Source organism: Arthrobacter sp. LjRoot14 (assembly GCF_964253905.1).
In the GTDB taxonomy this organism is placed as follows: domain Bacteria; phylum Actinomycetota; class Actinomycetes; order Actinomycetales; family Micrococcaceae; genus Arthrobacter.
In genome coordinates this window covers 1202792-1225119 of sequence record NZ_CAXURL020000001.1, presented here as the reverse complement: position 1 = coordinate 1225119, position 22328 = coordinate 1202792, and the positions used below count along the sequence as shown (strand labels likewise).

The 22328-nt window shown below is 66.7% G+C and carries 22 protein-coding genes; 18 read left to right on the top strand and 4 right to left on the bottom strand.

The genetic code is table 11. From position 1 onward, the window contains the following. The first annotated feature begins 215 nt into the window (after positions 1-215). Positions 216-1430, top strand: a complete 1215-nt coding sequence (locus tag ACSQ12_RS05665; protein WP_436064669.1) for an exodeoxyribonuclease VII large subunit — start codon at positions 216-218, stop codon at positions 1428-1430. 62 nt (positions 1431-1492) lie between these two features. Here ACSQ12_RS05665 and purN read toward each other — a convergent pair whose 3' ends face one another. Next, the gene (gene purN, locus ACSQ12_RS05660) at positions 1493-2056 is read right to left on the bottom strand and encodes a phosphoribosylglycinamide formyltransferase (protein WP_436064668.1); all 564 of its coding nucleotides are present in this window, start codon (positions 2054-2056) and stop codon (positions 1493-1495) included. Positions 2057-2095: 39 nt separating this feature from the next. Here purN and ACSQ12_RS05655 point away from each other — a divergent pair, with 39 nt between their 5' ends. After that, positions 2096-2527 (top strand): hypothetical protein, encoded by a 432-nt coding sequence (locus ACSQ12_RS05655; RefSeq protein ID WP_436064667.1) that lies wholly within the window; start codon positions 2096-2098, stop codon positions 2525-2527. Between the two features lie 50 nt (positions 2528-2577). On the opposite strand, the gene ACSQ12_RS05650 is transcribed toward ACSQ12_RS05655, so the two are convergent. Together ACSQ12_RS05650 and ACSQ12_RS05645 are read right to left on the bottom strand one after the other, a co-directional pair. Next, positions 2578-3894, bottom strand: coding sequence for a cell division protein PerM (locus ACSQ12_RS05650; RefSeq protein ID WP_436064666.1), 1317 nt, complete (start codon positions 3892-3894; stop codon positions 2578-2580). 62 nt (positions 3895-3956) lie between these two features. After that, positions 3957-4574, bottom strand: coding sequence for a hypothetical protein (locus ACSQ12_RS05645; RefSeq protein WP_436064665.1), 618 nt, complete (start codon positions 4572-4574; stop codon positions 3957-3959). Positions 4575-4714: 140 nt separating this feature from the next. On the opposite strand from ACSQ12_RS05645, the gene ACSQ12_RS05640 reads away from it, so the two are divergent. The 10 genes from ACSQ12_RS05640 to fdxA all read left to right on the top strand — a co-directional run bounded on the left by ACSQ12_RS05640 (position 4715) and on the right by fdxA (position 14751). Further along, the gene (locus tag ACSQ12_RS05640; protein WP_209746729.1) at positions 4715-5176 is read left to right on the top strand and encodes a DUF4383 domain-containing protein; all 462 of its coding nucleotides are present in this window, start codon (positions 4715-4717) and stop codon (positions 5174-5176) included. 303 nt (positions 5177-5479) lie between these two features. Further along, positions 5480-6079 carry a helix-turn-helix domain-containing protein gene (locus ACSQ12_RS05635; protein WP_011690944.1) on the top strand — a complete coding sequence of 200 codons (600 nt, stop codon included), beginning with the start codon at positions 5480-5482 and terminating at the stop codon, positions 6077-6079. Positions 6080-6242: 163 nt separating this feature from the next. Then, a complete protein-coding gene (locus tag ACSQ12_RS05630) occupies positions 6243-7592 on the top strand; it encodes an MFS transporter (RefSeq protein WP_209746731.1) in 1350 nt (449 codons plus the stop codon). Positions 7593-7601: 9 nt separating this feature from the next. Continuing rightward, on the top strand, positions 7602-8984 hold the full coding sequence (locus tag ACSQ12_RS05625; RefSeq protein ID WP_436064664.1) for an FAD-dependent oxidoreductase: 1383 nt from the start codon (positions 7602-7604) through the stop codon (positions 8982-8984). After that, the gene (locus tag ACSQ12_RS05620) at positions 8981-10255 is read left to right on the top strand and encodes a CaiB/BaiF CoA transferase family protein (protein ID WP_436064663.1); all 1275 of its coding nucleotides are present in this window, start codon (positions 8981-8983) and stop codon (positions 10253-10255) included. The genes ACSQ12_RS05625 and ACSQ12_RS05620 overlap by 4 nt, the downstream gene beginning before the upstream one ends. Continuing rightward, a complete protein-coding gene (locus ACSQ12_RS05615) occupies positions 10252-11073 on the top strand; it encodes an enoyl-CoA hydratase-related protein (RefSeq protein WP_307864441.1) in 822 nt (273 codons plus the stop codon). The genes ACSQ12_RS05620 and ACSQ12_RS05615 overlap by 4 nt, the downstream gene beginning before the upstream one ends. 56 nt (positions 11074-11129) lie before the next feature. Next, positions 11130-12104 carry a dihydrodipicolinate synthase family protein gene (locus tag ACSQ12_RS05610; protein ID WP_436066940.1) on the top strand — a complete coding sequence of 325 codons (975 nt, stop codon included), beginning with the start codon at positions 11130-11132 and terminating at the stop codon, positions 12102-12104. Next, a complete protein-coding gene (locus ACSQ12_RS05605) occupies positions 12104-12892 on the top strand; it encodes an SDR family oxidoreductase (protein ID WP_209746737.1) in 789 nt (262 codons plus the stop codon). The genes ACSQ12_RS05610 and ACSQ12_RS05605 overlap by 1 nt, the downstream gene beginning before the upstream one ends. A 35-nt stretch (positions 12893-12927) precedes the next feature. Next, positions 12928-14418 (top strand): aldehyde dehydrogenase family protein, encoded by a 1491-nt coding sequence (locus ACSQ12_RS05600; protein WP_436064662.1) that lies wholly within the window; start codon positions 12928-12930, stop codon positions 14416-14418. A gap of 6 nt (positions 14419-14424) precedes the next feature. Next, the gene (fdxA, locus tag ACSQ12_RS05595) at positions 14425-14751 is read left to right on the top strand and encodes a ferredoxin (protein ID WP_209746741.1); all 327 of its coding nucleotides are present in this window, start codon (positions 14425-14427) and stop codon (positions 14749-14751) included. 13 nt (positions 14752-14764) lie between these two features. On the opposite strand, the gene ACSQ12_RS05590 is transcribed toward fdxA, so the two are convergent. Next, positions 14765-16150, bottom strand: a complete 1386-nt coding sequence (locus tag ACSQ12_RS05590) for a phenylacetate--CoA ligase family protein (RefSeq protein ID WP_436064661.1) — start codon at positions 16148-16150, stop codon at positions 14765-14767. Positions 16151-16401: 251 nt separating this feature from the next. Between ACSQ12_RS05590 and ACSQ12_RS05585 the strand changes: the two genes are divergently transcribed. The 6 genes from ACSQ12_RS05585 to ACSQ12_RS05560 all read left to right on the top strand — a co-directional run bounded on the left by ACSQ12_RS05585 (position 16402) and on the right by ACSQ12_RS05560 (position 22236). Next, positions 16402-17835 carry a flotillin family protein gene (locus ACSQ12_RS05585; RefSeq protein ID WP_043479258.1) on the top strand — a complete coding sequence of 478 codons (1434 nt, stop codon included), beginning with the start codon at positions 16402-16404 and terminating at the stop codon, positions 17833-17835. Then, positions 17828-18076, top strand: a complete 249-nt coding sequence (locus tag ACSQ12_RS05580; RefSeq protein ID WP_209746747.1) for a hypothetical protein — start codon at positions 17828-17830, stop codon at positions 18074-18076. Before ACSQ12_RS05585 ends, ACSQ12_RS05580 begins: the two co-directional genes overlap by 8 nt. Positions 18077-18263: 187 nt before the next feature. After that, positions 18264-19196 carry a hypothetical protein gene (locus ACSQ12_RS05575; RefSeq protein WP_436064660.1) on the top strand — a complete coding sequence of 311 codons (933 nt, stop codon included), beginning with the start codon at positions 18264-18266 and terminating at the stop codon, positions 19194-19196. Positions 19197-19281: 85 nt separating this feature from the next. Beyond that, a complete protein-coding gene (locus ACSQ12_RS05570; RefSeq protein ID WP_436064659.1) occupies positions 19282-19467 on the top strand; it encodes a hypothetical protein in 186 nt (61 codons plus the stop codon). A gap of 223 nt (positions 19468-19690) precedes the next feature. Next, a complete protein-coding gene (locus tag ACSQ12_RS05565; protein ID WP_436064658.1) occupies positions 19691-20875 on the top strand; it encodes a glycosyltransferase family 4 protein in 1185 nt (394 codons plus the stop codon). Next, positions 20872-22236, top strand: a complete 1365-nt coding sequence (locus tag ACSQ12_RS05560; RefSeq protein WP_436064657.1) for a UDP-glucose dehydrogenase family protein — start codon at positions 20872-20874, stop codon at positions 22234-22236. Before ACSQ12_RS05565 ends, ACSQ12_RS05560 begins: the two co-directional genes overlap by 4 nt. Positions 22237-22328: the final 92 nt, after the last annotated feature.

Genomic DNA, 22328 nt, shown 5'->3' with positions numbered 1-22328 from the left:
AGGTCCGCCAACAGGTTGCAGTCGCCGTCAAGGGTCCAGGCAAGGCCATTTTGGGCGAATGCGTCGACCCCCGACGGTCCGGGTCCAGATGGAACTTCGACTTGGTATCAGTGTCGACCTCAGGCGTGGACGTTCTGGCTTGCACCCTCTGGGAAGACCAGACAGAGTCAATCGACTCTTCCTTGCGCGCAGTCGGGCGATCTCTGGAGCTAGCCATGACCTTCGGCACGGTCCTGAAAATCACAGGGGATACGTGGCTGGGAAAATCTGGCAGGGTGTGTGTGCGGGTCACGGGAATCGACCCCGATTTCTCGCGTAGCGGCGACCTGCACTTCTCGAGAAAGCGGGCCTTGGCGGCGCTGGAGACAGCCGGTGCAGATCCTCAAAGATTGCGGGCAAGATACATTCACGCGGATCCAGACACAGCCTTTGCGGCTGCAAATATCAGCCCTTCCCGCATGATGGTCGTAAGCAGTGAAGACGGCAGAGGTCTGGGCGACTTCAAGCGGCGACTCAGTGCCAAGAAGGGCTCAGGCCCGGAAGTCGTCTACCGACATATCAGTTGGCCAGCCGGCGGCAATGTGCGCCTCCTCCAGGGGTACCTCGATGAGGCCGACCGTGCCGGATTGGACCTCGTCCTCCTTCTTCGCGGCGGCGGCCCCTGGAGTGACCTCATAGGTTATGAGCGTGAGGACCTTGCCCTTGCGATCCGTGAATCCAAAGTTCCCGTAGCCACAGCCATTGGGCATGACGCTGACGTCTCTGTCGCTGACCGTGCTGCAACGGTGTCCTTTGCTACTCCGTCTGCCGCCGCCGAAGCCATCCGCCGTGCGCAGTGGCGCCAATTCGCGCTGGCAAAGAAGGAAGCAGACCGTAAAGCTGAGCTAGAGCGTCGTCAGCGTGCTCGGAGAGCTGATGAGGAACAGCTAAGAAATCGACGGAATGACATCGCTAAGGCTGTCCAATCGGCCAAAAAGGAGTGCGAGAACGAAAAACGACTCTGGGCCACCGACCTGGCGCGTTCGCGAAATGAAGTCGTGAACCTAGACATAGCTAATAAGAACGCCCGAGCAGTGCACACCCAGGACTTGCTGGAAGCTGCAGAGAGGCGGGTGAGGTTCATTTCGCATGTAACGACGGCCGCCACCGTGACAATGGTCGCGATTCTTGTTGGGGGCGCCGGACCGGTGCTGCGGATGTTCACAAGCGTGGTGCATCCGGCCAGTTATTGGACGTATTGGGTTGCTGTCACCTTCGGCGGCGTCGTCTTGGTGTTCCTCCAGCGAAGAGCCAGAAAACGAATCACCCAGGCGGCGCCCAAACCGCACAAGTACCCGCCGCGAACTGTCGACGATTGGCGCGCGGCAACCAAAGCTGTCCGGTCAATCCGTGGCCTCCGCAAACTGCGCTATCACCGGCCTTGGTGCTGAATGGAGTTTCGACGAGCTCAACCACCAGAGCCCAGCCCTTTGCGACGTCAGTTGGGCCAGGCTCAGGCGGCGGCGAGTTGCGCCAGGGTGGAGACCAGAAGCCTGCGCTCCACCACCTTGATGCGTTCGTGCAGGGTGTCCTCGGTGTCGTCGTCGAGGATGGCAACGGCTTCCTGGGCGATGATGGGGCCGGTGTCCACTCCGGCGTCGGCCCAGTGCACCGTGCAGCCGGTGACTTTGACACCGTAGGCCATCGCATCGCGGACGCCGTGCGCCCCGGGGAACGCCGGCAGCAGGGCAGGGTGGGTGTTGAGGTACTTGCCGCCAAACGCGTCAATGAACTCCGGGCTGACGATGCGCATGAACCCGGAGGACACCACCACATCCGGCTCATACGCGGCCACAGCCTCGGTCAGCGCCGCATTCCACTCGGCACGGTCGGCGTAGGCCTTGAAATCCACCACGAAGGTCGGGATTCCGGCGGCCGCCGACCGTTCCACACCGTACGTCCCCGGCCGGTCAGCGCCGACGGCGGCGATCTCCACGTCCAGTTCGCCCGCCTTGACGGCGTCAATGACAGCCTGGAGGTTGGAACCGGTACCGGACACGAGGACAACGATGCGCATGGCTCTAGCTTATGGGGCCGCTCGCGTAGGCTGGAAAACATGAATCCCCCGAAGGACCCCGCAGGTCCCCAGCAGGCCCGGCAACCCCTCAGCGAGGCTGCCAAGACATCGCTGCTGAAGACGCACAACCTGTTCCGTGCTTTCATCGTTGCCGTCCTGGGCGCTTTCTTCGTCTACCAGCTGGACGTCACCTATTTGTGGCTGACCTCCCTCCTCACGGCCGTGAGCATCGTGCTCGGCATCATGGTGCTGGTCCGGGCCATCAAGCTGAAGGAATCCAAGCTGGTGTTTTTCGGGACCATTTCAGGGCTGGTGGTCTCTGCGGTGATGGTCCTGCTGATCATGGTCTCCGCAGTGTTCTTCAACCAGGTCCGGGACTTCCAGCAGTGCTCGCGCAATGCGCTCACCCAGCAGGCCATGACCCAATGCCAGACGCAGCTGCAGAACTCCCTCCCCGCCCAGCTCCGCTGAGCCGCACCACCCGCTGACCCTCCAGGAGTAACGCCCGACGGCGGCGCTCCCTAGGGCTTCGCTGTGTCCAGGTTCGCTTCACGCAGCTTCTGCTGGCGTTCCAGCCAGGGGCCCGCCGCATAGCCGATCACGACGCCGACGCCCACCTCGGCGGCCACCCACAGCGACGTGTTCAAGGGGTCCGGTCCGATGTCGGTGAGGCGGCCGATCCCTGCTGACCCTCGCGCCATCCAGGCAAGGCCGGCGGCCATCAGGCCCGCCGCGACGCCGGTGATGGCGCCGAGGACTATGGTTGACGCCGATGCCGTGAACCAGCGGGCCCGGACTTTGATGGACAGCCATTCGTCGAAGTGGTTTTCGCCTTCGCGCAGGAACCACCAGCCGGCCAGGGCGCCGGCCAGGACCGGCACCACCAGAGCCACGAAGCCGTAATCGAGCGAACCGGAAGGCAAGGCGGCGAACACCGGAATGGACGGCAGCGGGCCGACGGCGGTCCCCAGCGGGCCGGCCTGCGAGCCGACGCCCAGGGCGAAGCCGGAGCCGGACGTCCAGGCGAGCGCAAAGACGGCGAGGTTGGGGAGGAAGCCGAGCTGCGCGATGGTGAGCACGGCACCGCCCATGGCGCCGGCGTCGAGCCCTTCATACACGGCGATGACCAGGTCCCAGTGGATAAAGAGGTCCACCGCCAGCAGCGCGGCGGACATGGTGAAGGCGGCCATCAGCGCGACGAAACCGGCCTTGATGGCGGAACCCAGGTAGGACCCTGCCCAGCGGGAATGCTGGCTGGTCCGTGCAATCCAGTCCACGGCGTCGACGCCGATGAGCCGGCTCCAGGATCCCGCTTCGCGCCGGGCACCCACCACCATGCCCAGGCCGAACGGGACCAGCGGCATCAGCCCGGCGAACCAGAGGAAGATGGCGACGTCGTCCGTGCGGCACACGAAGCCCGTGGCCATGCCGAACCCGGCGTACACCAGCCAGGAACCCAGGAGTGCCTGCCAGAGCTGGTCCGTGTAGGAGGCCCGGGCCAGGCGCCGGCCCGCCCGCCACGCGAGCAGGAACGGGATCAGCGTCAGGCCCAGGGGGATCAGCGACAGGGTGCCCGATTCCGGCTGCGCCGCGGACTCCCCGGCCACCGTCGTCAGGTGCAGCGGTACCCCGTGGATCAGCAGCCAGGCCTGGCCGCCAAGCCGGGCCAGGGCGTCGAAGTTGTTGTTCTGGAATCCGGCCGTGGCCCACACCGCGACGATCGGCGCCAGCACCACCAGCGCGGAAATGACCGCCGCCTGCGCTGATTCGAGCGCTCCCTGCAGCCACAAGGGCATGGGAATGCCACGGTCTCCGGTCTGATCAGCGCGCAGTTTCATCGTGCTCCATGGTGTCACGGGAGGCGCCCCGGACCCGTCTGCGACAGGCTCAAACCCCGGAGTTACCAGAGCTCGTAGTTCTCCCTGCTGATCATGAAGCCGTGCCCCGTCCGCAGATGCGCGCAGGTCATGGCACCCGGCGCCCGTTCGCACACCATGTTGCCCAGCCGCACGGTCTGGCCGTCCTGGATCCACGGCCCCGGGAACGCCGGCCCCGCCACTTCCTCCGCCTCCATGGGCGACGTTCCGTTGCCGCACAGCCCGTACTGGGCCCCGCCGTCGAGCGTTACCACCGCGTATCCGCCAAAGTACTCACTGAGCCCCGTGCACTGGCCCTTGATGTCGCCCGGCCGGGGCGCAACGTCCGTGAGCAGGTGGCAGGCAGCCCCGTCCGCGTCGATGGAGCACTGCATGTCCTTGCTGGCCGACTGCACCACCACGGGCAGCGGTGCCGCCCACGGCTGCGCGTTCACCTTGGGCAGGAGCTGTTCGGCCCGGTTCAGGGGCCGCGGGTTCAGGGGCCTGGGGTTCAGGGGACGGGTGCCGCCGACTTCCGGGACGGCCGTCTCCCCGCTCATCCTCAGCGCCCCCACCGCGGGCGCCTTTTCGGCCGGCACGGCCACGCTGCAGCCGGCGGTAAGCAGAAGCACGACGGCGGCCACAAAGGTTCGGAGGGTCACGGTTACAGGGCGCATGGTGGTGTCAGTTCACCAGACAGGGGCGGTTCTGTCGCTGGGCAGAAGTCCCCATCTCCCAGCGCTTTTTTCGTTACTCGGCCGTAAAATTGGATTGTCCGCAATCAGTGGTTGGAGGCAGAAAAATGACTACCGCATCCCCACATGCACATGGTGTTCACTTTGGACGTACGGATGTCCAGAACGTCGGCATGGGTGTAGGTATTGTCCTGATGTTGGTGGGTGTCCTGGGGTTCATCCCGGGCATTACCCAGCAGTACGGCGAACTAAGGTTCCTTGGGCCTGATTCGCACGCCATGTTCCTTGGCCTGTTCCAGACGTCCATGCTGCTGAACATCGTGCAGCTGGTCATCGGTGCTACAGGCTGGGTAATGTCCCGTAATGGAATGGGCGCCCGGAACTTCCTTATGGGCTTTGGCTTGCTGTACATCGTCCTCAGCATCTTCGGGCTCATTGTCGGAGTAGGTTCGGCGGCCAATTTCCTGTCGCTGAACACTTTGGATAACTGGACCCACATGGTGCTGGGTGTGCTGATGATTGGCGCCGGCTGGATCCTCTCGAGGCATCTGGCCGAGGACCGCAGGTAACCCGGATCGCGTAGCCGGGACATAAGGAGCCGCTCATGAGGAAAGCTTCATAGCAATCTGAATGTTTTAACCACCGGTTGGTGCAGTTGCCCTGCGTAGATGCAGGCGGCTGCACCAGCTTTTTGCTTTAAGGGCCGACGCCGGGCCGACGCGGACGGAGGCCGGGGCGGCGGATCGCGTCTCCAGAAGCCCCAAAATATGCATTCCTGTGAAGATTTTTACTTTAATCAAGGCAAAACCATTGACTGGCTGAAAATCTTCACTATAGTTGTGTGAGTTAGCTCACCAACGAAGGATGCGGCAATGACCACCGAGACTCCCGCCCCGCCAGCCACCAGCGAACTTCTGGCGACTGTCGGAAACAAGGTGCGCACCATGCGCAAGGCTAAGGGCATGACCCTCGCCCGGCTCTCGGACATCACCGGCCTCAGCCAGGCGATCGTCAGCCAGATCGAACGCGGCCTGGCCAACCCTTCCTTCACCACGCTGGCACAGCTGGCTCACGGATTGGACGTCCCCGTAGGGAGGTTCTTCATTGGCCAGGATGAATCCAAATCCCCCGTCGTTCGAAAATCCGATCGGCGCAACCTGAAAAACGTCACCCGCGAGTCGGTAGGGGAAGCCGTTCACGAACTGCTGACCCCTAACCGTGACGGAAACATCGAAGCGCAGTGGATCAGCACGCCCCCGGGGCACGACACGAGCGGAACACCCTTCACCCACAGCGGTGAGGAGTTCTGCTACATCATCTCGGGCCGCAAGGACGTCTTCCTGGACGGCGTCTGCTACAGCCTTGAGGAGGGCGACTCGATCACCTACTCCTCAGAGATCCCGCACTGGTACAAGAACAGCTACGAAGAGGTATGCGTAGCCATCTGGGTCAACGCACCACACGCGTGGTAACCCTGCCGACCCCAACCGGCACCAGCGTTTTCCCCTAACTGTCCGGACACACTCCGTGGCCGCAGACACTCCTTGCATCGTTCGCATCAAACGCCTGTTCCAACAGGCGTCGATGCGTCATACCCTCCCACGCCCTCAGGGGCGTCAGCGTAAGGACATTTCCATGCTCGAAACACAAACGACGGACCCCCGAGGGACGGACAACGTTGTCCCGTCACCACGCACCAGCCACTCATCCCCCACCCGCTCAAACGAAAAATTCACCCCCGAAGTCCGCAAGGGCCTGCTGGGCCTTGGCCTCGGCAACGCCCTGGAATGGTACGACTGGATGGTCTTCGGCCTCCTCTCGGCCTTCATCGGCCCCAACTTCTTCCCCAACACCGATCCGCTCTCCGCCACTCTGAACGCGCTGGCCGTGTTCGCCGTCGGCTTCGCCTTCCGTCCGCTGGGCGGAATCCTGCTCGGCACCCTGGCGGACAGGGTGGGCCGACGCCGCGTCATGCTGCTGTCCATCATGCTCATGGCAGGCACCACGCTCATCATCGCCATCACGCCCAGCTACCAGCAGATCGGCGCCTGGGCCGGCATCATCCTGCTGGTCTGCCGTGTCCTGCAGGGCATCTCCACCGGCATCGAAGCCCCGCTCTCCACCTCGCATGCCGTGGAACTGGCCCCCGAAGGCCGCGAAGGCTACGTGGCCGGCATCATGTCCTTCTACGTGAACATCGGCATCCTGCTGGCCTCGCTCATCAGCTTCCTCTGCAGCCTTACCCTGGGCGGGGCCGTGATGAGTGACTGGGGATGGCGGGTACCGTTCATCATCGGCGCCCTCTTCGGCTTCGTGGTCCTGTACCTGCGCCGTTCGCTGCCGGAAACTCTCAAGGCCGAGGAAATGGCCACCAACACTCCCCGCGCCGTCTGGTCCGGAGTCCGCAAGCATTGGCTCTCCGTCCTGGCCATCATCTTCGTGGTGGGCGCAGCCCAGGCCTACAACTACGCCTGGAACGTGGGCCTGCCCAGCGCGGCCCGCAGCGGATTCAAGGAAGATCCCACCGCAGTCTTCGCCCTCACCACCATCCTGGGCGTCATCCTGGTGGCCGGCAGCTGGATCATCGGCAAGCTTGCCGACGGCAAGGCCATGTCCCGCTGGTTCCTGATCACCCGCATCCTGGCCATCCCCTCCGTGTTCCTCATGCTGATGTACGTCCAGCCCGGCATCGGCGGCTTCGCGGCCGTCCTCCTCGGCGGCTCCATCGTCCTGGTGCTGAACATGACCCTCTACAACGTGGTCAGCTCGTCCCTGATGCCCAAGAACATCCGCGGCACCGGCGTGGCCCTAGGCTACGGCATCGGCGTGGCACTCTTCGGCGGCACCGCCTCCTACCTGCTGGTCTGGCTGCAGTCCCTGAACCTCAGCTGGATCTTCCCGGTCTACGTGGCCGTCCTCTCCATCCTCAGCATCGTCTTCTACCTCGCCGCACGCCGCAGCAACGGCCTGTTCGTCGGAAAGTAAGGATCCCCCATGAACTCCCCCGCAACATTCAGCTCCCTGGAACTCGCCACCACGACGGCGGACCTCACCGCCCCGGTCATCTCCCGCTCCAACGTCCTCGTGGTGGGCGGCGGCCCCGCAGGTGTGGCCGCCGCCGTCACCGCCGCCCGCTCCGGCGCCAAAGTCACCCTGCTGGAACGCTACTCATCACTGGGCGGCCTGGCCTCCGGCGGCATGGTCCTGGTGCTGGACGACATGATCAACGGCCAGGAAATCACGGTCACGGGCATCGTGTCCGAATACGTGGAGCGGCTGCAGAAGCTGGGCCTCGCCGTCGTCCCGCCGGCCGATGACCGCAAGACCTCCGAGGAACTCTGGAACAAATGGGGCCGCTACGGCACCTTCGACTTCCACTCCCACACCAGCCCCAAGCCCATCTGCTACGCCGCAGCCTTCGACCCGGACGGCTGGAAGCGCGTCTCCAACGACCTCGTCCGCGAGGCCGGCGTGGACCTCCGCCTGCACTCCTGGTTCTCCCGCCCCATCGTGGACAACGGCGTGATCAAGGGCGTCATCTGCGAGACCAAGCTGGGCCCGCAGGTCTTCATGGCGGACGTCGTCATCGACACCACCGGCGACATCGACGTCGCTTCCCGGGCCGGCGCCAGCTACGCCAAGGACAACTACCTCACCACGCTCGTCTTCCGCCTGGGCAACGTGGATACCGCCGCGGCAGAGGCGTTCGAGCAGGCCAACCCGAAGGAAGCCCGCGCCATCAACCGCAAGATCAAGCGCCTCCTCGGCGGCGCCTGGGAACTGTGGTGGCTCAAGACCCCCATCGACGGCGTGGTCTGGTGCAACGCCCCGCACATGACCGGCTTCGACGGTACGGACCCGGCGGACATGACCGCCGCCGAGTTCGCCGCCCGCGACCGGATCTCCGAGGCCGTGGACTACGTCCGCGCCAACCTCCCCGGCTTCGAGAACTGCTACATGCTGGACGTCGCCTCCCAGATGGGCGTCCGCCAAACCCGCCTGCTGCAGGGCGAGTACGTGATGACCAAGGACGACGTCACGCAGCGCCGCCACTTCGCCGACACCGTGGCCCGCGGCCGCGACTACTACTACCCCTACCGTTCGCTGCTTCCCAAGGAAGTGGACCAGCTCCTGGTGGCCGGCCGGCACTACTCCGCCACCCCGGAAGCCCAGAAGATGTCCCGCGAGATCCCGCCCTGCATGGCCATGGGCCAGGCCGTCGGCGTCGCCGCCGCACTCGCCGTCGAGAACGGCCTCCTGGTCCGGGACGTCTCCGCCCTGGACATCCAGCAGGGCATGCGCCGGCACGGCGCCGACCCGGGCGACGTCCCGTCGTCGAACGCCACCGTTGACGCCGACGCGGCGGTTCCGGCATGAGCACCGTGATTCTGGAAACGACACAGCAGGAACGCACGACGGCGGCAACCGCCGCCGGGGCTCCCGCACCGATGCCGCTCCCCGCTGGCATCCCCCTCCCGCTCGATGGAATCAAGATCGTGGACTTCACCCAGGTGTTCATGGGCCCGTCCTGCACCCAGCTGCTGGGCGACTACGGAGCAGACATCATCAAGGTGGAACGGCCCGGCGCCGGGGACATCTCGCGCAACTCGTTCCCGGACAAGGACGGCCAGGACAACCCGATCTTCCTGTCCATCAACCGGAACAAGCGGAGCGTCTCCATCGATACGCGCACTGAGGAAGGCCGGAACGTGCTGCACGCCATCATGGCGGACGCGGATGTGGTGGTCAGCAACTTCCGCTCCGGCGTGATGGAGCGGATGGGCTTCGGCTACGAGGAACTCAAGGCCGAGAATCCGGGCATCATCTGGGCCTCGGGCACCGGCTTCGGCCCCGTGGGCCCGTACTCGCACAAGGGCGGCCAGGATGCGATCGCGCAGGCCTATTCGGGCGTGATGTGGCGGCGGGAATCGGACGACCAGAAGCCGTCCATCTACCCCACCACGCTCTGCGACTACATCACCGGCATGCACCTGATGCAGGGCATCCTGCTGGCGCTGCGTACCCGGGAAACGTCCGGCGCGGGCCAGAAGGTGGAGGTGACCATGTACGACTCCATGCTGCACCTGCAGATGCAGGAAGCGTGCATGCAGCTGAACCGCGGCTACGAGGTCAACTGGGGCGCCATGCCGCTCAGCGGCGTGTTCGAAACCACCGACGGCGCCGTGTGCATGGTGGGCGGCTTCACCCCGGACCCGCTGGCCCGCATCTCCGAGGCGCTGGGCCTGGAAGAGGACCTGACGCTCCGGCCCGAGTTCGCCAATTTGGAGCAGCAGTTCCAGCACAAGCCGGCGCTGCAAGCGATCTTCCGCGAGCGCATCGCCACCAACACCACCGAGTACTGGACCGGCAGGCTGGAGGACCAGGGGCTGCTCAACGCCCCGGTCCACACCCTGGAGCAGGCCCTGGCCGATGCCCAGACGGAGGCCAACGGCATGATCGTGGAGGCCGAACACCCCGGCGTCGGCACGGTGCGCATGCTCAACGCGCCGATCCGGCTCTCCGCCACCCCGCCCACCGTCCGCCGCGTGGCGCCGCGGCTGGGCGAGCACAACGTGGAGGTCCTGTTGGAGAACGGCTTCGATGCGGAAACCATCGAACGCCTGCAGCAGCTGGGGGTCCTGCGGTGACGGCTGTCGCAGAGGCCACCGCAGTCCCGAACACAGTTGACCAGGTCACCCTGACCATCGAGAACCACGTCGCCACCGTGGTGATCGACCGGCAGCACGTGCTCAACGCCGTCGACGGCACTGCCCAGGCCCGGCTCAACGAAATCTGGGACCAGCTCGAGGCCGACTCCGACGTCCGCGCCGTGGTCGTCACCGGCGCAGGCACCCGGGCATTCTGCGTCGGGGCGGACATGTCCGCCTCCGCCGTGGACAAGACCGGCCTGGAGTACTGGGCCGGCCTGGACCCCAACGGCTTCGGCGGCCTCAGCCTGCGCACGTCGCTGGACATCCCGGTGATCGCCCGGGTCAACGGCTACGCGCTGGGCGGCGGCATGGAGATCGTGCTCGGCGCCGACATCGTGGTGGCGTCGGAGAACGCCAGATTCGGCCTGACGGAACCGCGCGTAGGGCGTTTAGCGCTCGACGGCGGCATCCACCAGCTGGTGCGCCGCATCCCCTACACGCAGGCGATGGGAATGCTGCTCACCGGGCGGAAGGCGGATGCCGCGGAAATGCAGTCCATGGGACTGGTCAACGAGGTGGTCCCGGCAGACGAGCTCGACGCCGCAGTGCAGCGCTGGGTGGACCAGATCCTCGCCTGCGCCCCCACCTCCGTCCGGGCCGTGAAGCAGATGGTCACGCAAACCGGGCACCTCACCGCCACGGAGGCCCGCGGGCTCCGGCTGCCGGCCCTCATGGCCGCGCTGGACAGCGAGGACTCGGCCGAAGGTGTGCGCGCCTTCCAGGAAAAGCGGCCGCCGGTCTGGCCCGGCCGCTGATGCAGAACGAGATGCAGAACGAACAAAAGGAGAACCCGATGCAGGACGCACCCTCAATGGCCAGCTCGGCACGCGAGTCGCTGTCACCGGGCGTCTGGGGCGTTGTTGCCACACCCTTCCAGGGCAGCACCCTGGATGTTGACCTGGACAGCCTCTCCGGGCTGGTGGAACACTACGAAGCCATCGGCGCCACGGGGCTGACCGTCCTGGGTGTGTTCGGCGAAGCGGCCGCACTGACCGCTGAGGAGCGGCGCCAGGTGCTCGAGATCGCCGTCGAATGCACGGACCTGCCACTGGTTGTGGGCATCACCGCACTGGCAACCAGGCCCGCCATCGACGAAATCACGGCTGCCCAGGCTGTGGCCGGCGAGCGCCTTGCGGCCGTGATGGTGCAGGCCAACTCGCCCCGGCCGGAGGTGGTGATCGCCCACCTGGACGCCATCCACCGGGCCACCGGCGCCAAGGTGGTGCTGCAGGACTACCCGCTGGCCAGCGGCGTCAGCATCAGCACCGCGGCCCTCGTGTCCGTGGTGACGTGGTGCAGCTTCGTGGTCGCGGTGAAGGCGGAAGCACCGCCCACCAGCGTTGCCATCGCGGACCTTACGGCCGCCGTCGGGGTGTCCGTGTTCGGCGGGCTGGGCGGGCAGGGCCTGCTGGACGAACTCATGGCCGGCGCGGCGGGAGCCATGACCGGTTTCTCCTATCCCGAGGCACTGATCGCCTGCGTCCGGGCGTGGCAGCGCGACGGCTATGAAGCCGCACGCGACCAGCTGCTGCCGTACCTGCCGCTGATCAATTTCGAGCAGCAGGCCAAAATCGCGCTGGCCGTCCGCAAGGAGTGCCTGCGGAAGCGCGGCCTCATCACGGATTCCGGCGTCCGGGCGCCGGCCGCGGCATTCCCGGAGAAGCTGCGCTACAGCATGCTCACCCACCTGCGGGAGGCAGCTGCCGCGCTGGAATCCCCGGCTGGCCCGGTTCAAGCCAACGCACCGCATATTGCCACCAACCACACCTCTGTAGGGAGCTTCTGATGGACCTCGGAATCGCCGGAAAAACAGCCCTCGTGGCGGCCTCGACCGGCGGTCTTGGCCTGGCCGTGGCCCGCGCATTGTCCGCCGAAGGCGTGCGCGTGGCCGTCACAGGCCGCAGGCGAGACCGGGCCAAGGAGATCGCCGCGGACCTGCACACCGCGTACGGAACAGGTGCCATCGCCATCGAGGCGGACCTCACCACGCCGGAAGGCATCGACTCCGCCGTCGAACAGACCGTGGCGGACCTCGGCCCCGTCGACATCCTGGTGCTCAACGGCCCCGGGCCCAGGCCAGGGGCTGCCGCAACACTTAGCTCCGAGGACATTGCCGCGGCCTTCGAGCTGCTGGTCAAGCCGCACCACGCCCTGATCTCCCGCGTGCTTCCGGGCATGCGGGAACGGCGCTGGGGCCGCATCCTCGCCGTCGGCTCCAGCGGAGTGGCGGCGCCGCTGCCCAACCTGGCCGTTTCCAACACCGGGCGGGCGGCATTGGCCGGCTACCTGAAAACCCTCGCCGCCGAGGTGGCCCTGGACGCCGTCACGGTGAACATGCTCCTTCCGGGGCGGATCGCCACGGACCGGGTGGCCGAACTCGACCAGGCCGCCGCCAAACGCCGCGGCACCACGGTCGAGGAAATCCAGCTCGAGTCCCGCAAGACCATCCCCGCCCGCCGCTACGGCGAACCCGGGGAGTTCGGCGCCGCCGCCGCCTTCCTCTGCAGCGCCCCGGCGTCGTACATCACCGGCGTCGCGCTCCGGTGCGACGGCGGCCTGATCCGCAGCCTGTAGGCCTCCCCCCATTCACGATCTTCCAAAGGAACACCATGACTTCCACAGCGACCGACGTCTCTTCATCCACCGACCGCGAACTCATCACCGCCCGGCACCTGATCAACGGCGAATGGCTGGGCGAGGCGGACACCGAGCGGGTGAACCCGGCCCGCCCGGGCGAACTCGCCGCCCTCTCCCCCAGCGGCACCGCCGCTGACGTGGACGCCGCCATCACGGCCGCCGCGGCAGCGCAGCCGGGATGGGCAGCACTGCCCGCACCGTCCCGCGGCGCCATCCTCATCACGGCCGGAAACCTGCTGATCGAACGCCAGGCTGCCATCGCCGAGGACCTGGTCCGGGAGGAAGGCAAGACCCTCGCCGAGGCCAAGGGCGAGGTCAAACGTGCCTCCGACGTGCTGCGCTTCTTCGGTTCCCTCGGCTGGGCCGCCACCGGCGAGGTGCTGCCCAGCGGCCTGCCGGACACCACCATCACCACCCGCCGCGAGCCGCTCGGCGTCGTCGGACTCATCACCCCCTGGAACTTCCCCATTGCCATCCCGGCGTGGAAATCCGCCCCCGCACTGATCAGCGGCAACGCCGTGGTCATCAAGCCCGCCGAGCTGACGCCGCTCTCCGCCACCCACCTCGCCCGGGCCCTGCAGGACGCGGGGCTGCCCGCCGGGGTGTTCAACGTGGTGCACGGCAAGGGCCGCGTGGTGGGCGACGCCCTGGCCCGCGACCCGCGCATCGCCGGACTGTCCTTCACCGGTTCCACCAACGTGGGACTGGGCCTGCAGGAAATCCTCAACGCACGCCGCGCCCGCGTGCAGCTGGAAATGGGCGGCAAGAACGGTGTCCTGGTACTGGACGACGCCGACGCCCGCAAGGCCGCGAAGGTGGTGGCCGCCGGCGCCTTCGGGCTGACCGGCCAGGCCTGCACCGCCACGTCCCGCGTCTACGTCACGCCGGGCATCCGCGCCGCGTTCCTTGACGCGCTTACCGAGGAAGCCGCCGCCTATACCCCCGGCGACGGCATGGACGCAGCCATGGGCGCCGTGGTGAGCAGCCAGCAGTTCGAGCAGAACACCGCGGCGGTGCGTTCCGCCGTCGAACGCGGAGCCACGCTGCTGGCCGGTTCCGGGGTCCTGGACGGAACGCGCGACGGCGACGCGGACCGTCCGCTGTTCTTCCCGCCCGCCGTGCTCACCGGCCTGCCGTTCGACGACGCCGCCGTCACCGAGGAGATCTTCGGGCCGGTAGTGGCTGTCCTCGAGGTGGCCGACTATGAGGCCGGTCTCGCCGCGATCAACGACTCCCGCTACGGCCTCACCGCCGGCATCTGCACGGATTCGCTGAAGCTCGCCACCGACTTCGCCGCCCGGGCGCAGGCCGGGGTGGTCAAGGTCAACCGGCCGACGGCGGGCCTGGACCTGAACGTGCCGTTCGGCGGCGTGAAGGACTCCTCCACCAACACGTTCCGCGAACAGGGGAAGTCCGCACTGGACTTCTTCACCTGGGGCAAAACCGTCTACACCGGTGTGTAGCGCGCCATGACCTACGTGATCGCGCAGCCGTGCGTGGATGTCAAGGACAAGGCCTGCATCGACGAGTGTCCGGTGGACTGCATTTACGAGGGCGAACGCTCGCTCTACATCCACCCGTCCGAGTGCGTGGACTGCGGCGCGTGCGATCCCGTATGCCCGGTCGAGGCCATCTATTACTCGGACGACGTCCCGGACGAGTGGGCCGACTACGTGCGGGCCAACGTGGAGTTCTTCGAGGAACTGGGGTCCCCGCAGGGTGCCTCGGGCCTGGGGAACCTGGGCCGGGACCACCCGGTGGTGGCGGCACAGCCGGTGGCAGAACCCGCCCACTAACCCCAGCGTTTGCTCACCCCGCGGACCAGACCTGCCGGAACTTGCCACTGGGGTCGGGCCGGGGCAGCTCATCCGCATGCTCTATCGCAACCGGTCCGGCGCCAACGGCAGCGAAGTACCCGTCCAGCCGCTCCGTCACCGCTGTGCGCACGCCGGCCAAGGCGGCACCCGGCAACGCCTCGAGCCGCACCCTCAGGTTCCCCGGTCCCGTGCGGATGGCCTGGAACCTGCGCACGCCTGGGGTCTCCTCGATCACCGTGCCGAGTGCCAGCGGGAGGACCGTGACGGTGCCGCCGTCCGGTGCCGCAAAGGAGACAAGGTCCCCCGTCCGGCCGTCGATACTGACGGAGGGAAAAGGGCTGCCGCACCGGCACGGTTCCGTCGCAACCGTGACCCGGTCGCCGAGGTCGTAGCGAATCAGTGGCTGCACCCGGTTGGCAAGGTTGGTGACGAGTACTGTGTGGGAGGTGTTTCCGGCCGGGACCGCCGAGTAGTTCGCGTCCACGGGTTCGAGGATGTACCAGTCCGTGTTGACGTGGAAGGCGCCGTGCCGGCACTGGCTGGTCAGCGCCGGGACCTCCGAGGAAAGATAGCGCTGGGTGACCCGGCAGCCGAACGCCGCTTCGATGGATGCCTGTCCGGTGGCGGACAGATTCTCGCCGGAACAAATGGCCAGGACAGGCCGTATCCTGAGCCGCCCGGCTTTCTGCTCCGCGGCGAGCTGGATCACCGCGCTCGGATAGCCGAAGAGCAGGGTCGGTTTGAAGGTGTTGAGTTCCGCCACCAGCTCCGGGAGGGGCCGGAGTACCGAGAAGACCCGGAGGCGCCGGGCAATGGCGGGGGCACGCCGTCGGGCGTTTTCGGTCAACACGACACCGGCGAAGTGGCCGCCAGCCGCCACGAGTGCCGCCGCCCGCACTCCGCGGAGCAGGAAGTCCCGCACTTCCGAGGCCCTCACCAGGGTATGGCGTTCCCGGATCCGGACCACCACGTTCACCATCACCCAGGAGAACCGGTCATGGATCAGGACGGCCGGCTCACCCGACGTCCCGGACGTGGTCACCACCAGGTAGTGCCCGCGGTAGAGGCTGCCCAGCTGTGAGAGGTCGGAGAGCAGTTCCGACTTTAGCTTCGCCAACGAGATGTGCGGGTCCGTCACCCAGTCGTCGAAGTTCGCCATCAGGTCGCGTTTGCCCACCGGCGGAAGCTGGCTCGGCTCGGCGACCGTGTCCGGGAGGTCCCGGTAAAGGCGGCGATAGTATGGCGACGCGGACCGGGAGAACTCCACGAGTTCAGCAAGCCGGGCCTGCTGCAGGCGGTTGATCGCTTCGAGGCCCCCGCGCTCAGCGCGCCAGGTGTCCCACGCGACCCGGAGGGCCCATCCGGGAATTCCACGCATGGCAAATGTCCTCTCCGGATCAGTCCTCGGACCCATGTCCCAGCTTTCCACGGCTGCAGGCACCATAACAGGGGCCTTCCTCCCCCTGTCCCGCCGAATTGCTGGACTTCCCGGCGGGTGCCAATCAGACTGGCTACATCAGCTGGCCCGGCCGTCCGGAATTACCCTCATTCCGGCCTTCCAGGAACGAACGGCTGGAATATTGGGGCTTTGCCGCGATGCCTGTTCCATAACCTGAAAGGACCTGGGCCATGCCGGACTTGTCAGCATTCTTCCCGCTTATTGCCGCCCTCATCGGGGCGGTTCTCGTCGTCGGTTTTATCTGGGTGGCAATAAAGCTGATGTGGAAGGTGGCTGAACCGAACGAGGCCCTGATCATCTCCGGCTTGACCCGCGGAACCCTGGAAACACGGGCCGGAATGGACTTTAAGATTGTCACCGGCAAGGGTGCGCTGGTATTTCCCGGTCTTCAGACAGTACGAACCCTCTCACTCACCCTGAACGAAACTGAGCTCAAAGTCTCCTGTGTTACCTCGCAGGGCATCCAGGTAATTGTGGAGGGTGTTGTTATTTACAAAATCGGCGATGCCCCGCCGTTCATTGCAAACGCGGCCAGGCGCTTTCTGGGCCAGCAGCCCAAAATGGAAAGCCAAGTCTATAACGTCTTTGAAGGACACCTGAGGTCGATCATTGGCAGCATGACAATGGAAGAGATCATCCGCGAGCGGGACAAGCTGGGTTCACAGGTCCGCAGCGCCAGCGGTGTGGAAATGGAGAAGCTCGGCCTGGTGGTGGATTCGCTCCAGATCAAGGACCTGCAGGACCCCACGGGCTACATCCAGAACATCGCCAAGCCGCACATCGCCCAGGTGAAGATGGAAGCCCGCATCGCCGAGGCCACCCGGAACCGCGAGGCGGCGGAGAAGGAAGCGGAGGCCGCCGCACTCATTGCTGATGCGCAGAGCGTTTCGGCCATCAGGCAGTCGGTGGCGCAGGCCAATGCCGAACGGGCGAAGGCCAACGCGGCCCAGGCCGGGCCGCTGGCGGACGCGACGGCGCGGCAGCAGGTGGTGGTCCAGGAAACGGAGGTAGCCAAGCTCGAGGCGGACCGCGAAGAGCAGAAACTTCAAACCACTATCCGCAAGCCCGCCGACGCCAAGGCCTACGCCAAGCGCACGGACGCCGAGGGCCAGAAGGCGGCGGACATCAGTGCCGCCGAGGCGCTGGCCCGCCGCACCGAACTCGAAGCCCAGGTGAACGCCCGGCGGACGGAACTGCAGGCCCAGGCAAATGCCACCGCCGCTGCGGCCGCGGCCGGCGCCACCAAGGTCACCGGCGAGGCAGAAGCTGCAGCAACCCGGGCACGCGGCGATGCCGCTGCCTCGGCCATCAAGGCCAAGGCGCTGGCGGAAGCGGAGGGCATCAAGGCACGCGCCGAGGCACTGGGGACCAACCAGGACGCCGTTATTTCGCAGCAACTTGCCGAGAACATGCCGGCCATCATCGCGGCGGCAGCGGAGCCGTTCTCGCACGTGGGACAGATGACAGTCCTCAACGGCGGGGAAGGCGTCAACAAGATGCTGGGCGGGATCCTGGCCCAGGTGGGCGACTACCTTCCGGCCCTCTCCTCGGCGCTGAAGAACAGCAGGGAAGGCAAGCGACCGGCGAAAGCCCCAGATGCGTAAGGACGTGGACCGCAGCCTCACGGGCAAGATCGGGCGGGTGACGGGGCGCATCGGCCCGGGCACCATCGGCGAAGTCATGCTGCCGTATCTTGGCGGCACCATGGCCTTTCACGCCCACCCGTTCGACAAAACGAGTGTGTTTGCCGTGGGCGACGAGGTTCTGGTCATCTACTACGATCCGCCGCAGACCGTCTATGTGGACGAACTTCCGGAGGTGTTAAGGCACGACGGCGGGCAGTGAGCCGCGCTCCCATCCTGCCGCCGGGGGTCGCGCGCGGAGGGACGCCGGCGCTTGCCGGTCTGCCCTCTAGTACTCCGCAAGCACGGGGGTCTGGACGGTCAGGCAGCACCGGGCGTATCCTGATTTTCCATTGCCTCTGGGGGTGATCTGGGTGGGCGGGATTTTCCGTGATCGTTGCCGGACTGCCTTGCGCCCATTATTCCTGGGGGTACTTCTCTGCTTCGCCTGGATGGCCTGGTTCGCCGGGACCGCGAACGCCGCATCCGATGATCCGGACCCGCTGGGCACCCCTGCTGTAACAATCCAGGACGTTGCGGTTCCGGTCGCCGCTGTGCCGTTTCCGGTCTCCGACACAGCGGCGGCCGTCGTCGACGTCGTGGACCCGGTGGTCAGCGGGACACCAGAGGTAGTGGCAAAGGTGGCAGACAGTGCCGCTCCGCTGATCACGGATATTCCGCTCACGGACCCGCCGTTCGTTGACACGGTCAGCGAAACGGTGACCGCCACAGCCGACGGGGTCGTGTCGGCGGTGGATTCCCTCGCACCCGCACTGCCGGACATTACTGTTCCAACGGTGCAGCTTCCGGCCGTGCCCGTTCCCGCTCTGCCGGGACCTGTTCTGCTGCCTGAGGTTCCACTGCCGCACGTTCCGGTGCAGTTGCCGGAGGCGGCCGCCCCCGGGCTTTCGGGCGGAACTGACGCCCCGCCGTCGGCCGTTCGCTCGGAAGCGGCGGAACCTGTCAGGGGCGTTGAGGCGGTTTCCCCTGCCGGCCGTGTGCACCCCGAGGAAGTCAGCACCGCTCCGCTGCCGGACCGCGGCGCGGTTTCACCGCTGCAGTTCCTGGCGAATACGCAGGCCATGCGGGCCCTGGCCGCCACGATTGGCTACGTTGTTTCGGCGGCGCCGGCGCCCGGGCAGGACATGGAACTGCGTTTCGCCAGCCCCCAGAACCAGTCCGGTTCGGGGCCGACAGGCACTGGCAGCGCCGGCGCCGAGGCAGCGGCCGACGTCGCCGGGTTCTGGAACCCGCTGCACGACGCCGGACACTGCCTGGTGCCCGACGCGGCGCTGACCCTGGCCGCGAGCCCGTCCTTCGATCCGGGGTCTTCCCCCGACTGAGCAGGTCACCTCTGCGCTCATTCAGGCAGAGCAGGCCCACCTACGCCGCCGGCGTAAGGATCAAAACTCAGTCAGGAGAAAAGTCATGTCCATCCACACCCAGCACTTCAGCGCCACCGCAATCGTCCGCTCCGCACCTGCCCGTGCACGCATCGGCAACTGGCCCGACCCCATGAACGCCTGCATCGGCAACTGGCCCGACCCCATGAACGCCCGCATCGGCAACTGGCCGGACCCCATGGGTCGGGCAAGCGAGGTGGCCGGCCGCTGACGGGGACCGCCCGGATGCTGTCCCTTGCCTACCTGGGGGTGGCAGGGGGCAGTGTCCCGGCCCGGTGAAGGGGCGGTCCCACCCCGAGTGACCGCGGCAGCGGCCCCCGGCGGCGAGCACCGCCGTCGTCGTGCTTCAACACAGCCCGGCTGTTAACCCAACCTTCCCTTGCCGGTCATGCCTGCTCCCCCTCGGCGCAACGCGCCGCCCGCACCGTGGAGGGGTGAGGATCGCAATCGTTGCCGAATCATTCCTGCCATTGATGAACGGGGTTACGCACTCCATCCTTCGGGTGCTTGAGCACCTGCAGGAGCGGGGCGATGACGTTATGGTGATCGCCCCGTCCACCCAGGACACGGAGGTCTTGGATGTGGTGCACGGGGCGTTCGTGCACCGGCTTCCGTCGGTGCCGCTGGCCGGCTACACGAACGTGCGGGTGGCGTTGGGCGGTGTGAACCGGGTCAAGAGAATCCTTGCCGATTACGCGCCTGATGTTGTTCACCTTGCGTCCCCGTTCGTGCTCGGCTGGCGGGCGGTGCAGGCGGCGCACCAGCTGGGGATTCCGACGGTGGCGATCTACCAGACCGAGGTCCCCAGCTACGCGGCGCGCTACGGTGTGCCGTTTATGGAGAACTGGGCCTGGAACCGGGTGGAGAACATCCATCTGCTGGCTTCCCGGACGCTAGTGCCATCGACTTTCGCGCTGAACCAGTTGCGCGGCCGCGGAGTTCTGCGGGTGGACATGTGGCGGCGCGGTGTGGATACCGCGCGGTTTGCGCCGGGAAAGCGCGACGACGGGTGGCGGGCATCCGTGGCCCCGGGCGGCGAGCGGATCATCGGCTATGTGGGCAGGCTGGCCGTTGAAAAGCAGGTGGAGGACCTGGCCGTGCTGGCCGATGTGCCGGGCACGCGGCTGGTGATCGTGGGCGACGGCCCGCAGCGCGAGGCGTTGCAGGAAGCCCTGCCGGACGCCGTGTTTACGGGGTTCCTGGGCGGTGAGCAGCTGGCCAGGGCGGTGGCGTCCTTCGACCTGTTCGTGCATCCGGGCGAGTTCGAGACCTTCTGCCAGACCATCCAGGAAGCCATGGCGTCGGGCGTGCCGGTGGTGGCCACGGGCCGGGGCGGGCCGCTGGACCTGGTGGAGAATTCCCGCACCGGCTGGCTGTACAAGCCGGGCGACCTCGCCGGACTGCGGGCACATGTCATGGACCTGATGGGCGACGACGCCAAACGCCGCGCGTTCGCCGCCACAGCCCACGCTTCGGTGCAGGGGCGGACGTGGCCGGCGTTGAGCGCGGAGCTGGTCCGGCATTACCGGGCAGTGATCGCCGGTGAACCGGTATTTGAGCCTGTCGGACGGCTCCCGGTAGTTGAGCCCGTCCAAACCAAAAGAGGAGCAACGCTGTGAGAATTTCCGTGATCGGCTGCGGTTACCTTGGTGCCGTGCACGCCGCAACGCTGGCATCGATGGGGCACACTGTGGTGGGCATCGACGTCGACGCCGCCAAGGTGGAGCAGCTGGGCCGCGGTTTCGCCCCGTTTTTCGAACCGGGCCTGGACGAGCTCCTGCAGGACGGCCGGGCCACCGGACGGCTGACGTTCTCCACCGACTTCGCGGACGCGGCCGGCGCGCGCGTGCACTTCCTCTGCGTGGGCACCCCGCAGTCCAAGACGTCCGACGGCGCAGACCTCAGCTACCTGCTCGCCGCCACCGAAAGTCTCCTGCCGCACCTGGGCCGGGGATCCGCCGTCGTGGGTAAATCAACGGTGCCGGTGGGGACCGTCGACGTGCTGGCGGGCATGCTGTCAGGCCGGCCTGATGTGCTGCTCGGCTGGAATCCGGAGTTCCTGCGGCAGGGCACCGCGGTGAAGGATTCGCTGGTGCCGGACCGGCTGGTTTACGGCGTTCCGGGAGGAAAGGCTGCCGCGTATGATCGGGCCAGCGGTGCCGCGCGCGGTGTGACCGCAGCCCTGGATGCCGTGTACGGGCCGCTGCTGAGCGCCGGGATTCCCCGGCTGGTGTGCAACTTTGCCACGGCGGAACTGATCAAGTCAGCGGCGAACGCGTACCTGGCCACGAAGGTCAGCTTCATCAACGCCATGGCCGAGCTGTGTGACGCGTCCGGGGCGGACGTCACCGAGCTGAGTGAAGCGATGGGCCTGGATCCGCGGATCGGCAGCCGGTACCTTCATGCCGGGTTGGGGTTCGGCGGCGGCTGCCTGCCCAAGGACATCCGCAGTTTCCGGGCCCAGGCGGCCGCCCTCGGTGTGGCGTCGGTGGACGAGTGGATGGGTGTGGTGGATGCCATCAACGTCGGCCAGCGATCGCGGACAGTGGAGATCGCCAGCGGGCTGTGTGGCGGTACTTTGTCCGGCCGGGCGGTGGCGGTGCTGGGTGCATCGTTCAAGCCGGACACTGACGACATCCGGGACTCCCCTGCCCTGGACGTCGCCCTGCAGCTGGCCGCGGCCGGAGCGCACGTGACCGTGACCGATCCGAAGGCTGTCACCCATGCGGCGATGCGGTACCCGCAGCTGCGGTTCGAGGCGTGCACCGACCGGGCGCTCGACGGCGCCGAGTTGGTGCTGCTGCTGACGGAGTGGGACGAATACCGTTCGTTGTCGCCGGTGGTTGCGGGGGCACTGGTGCGACGCCGCACGCTGCTGGACGCGCGCAACGTCCTGGACGCCGCAGCATGGCAGGCGGAGGGCTGGACGGTTCGCGGGCTGGGGACGGGGGCGGAGCTGGTTCCACAGCCGATCACGTGACAAGCGGTTCTTGCCTTTGCGCTCTATGATGTGCGGAGGGGAGGACATTCAATGAAGCAGTTGCGGTCTCATTTTGTGTTTAAGGCGCTCTG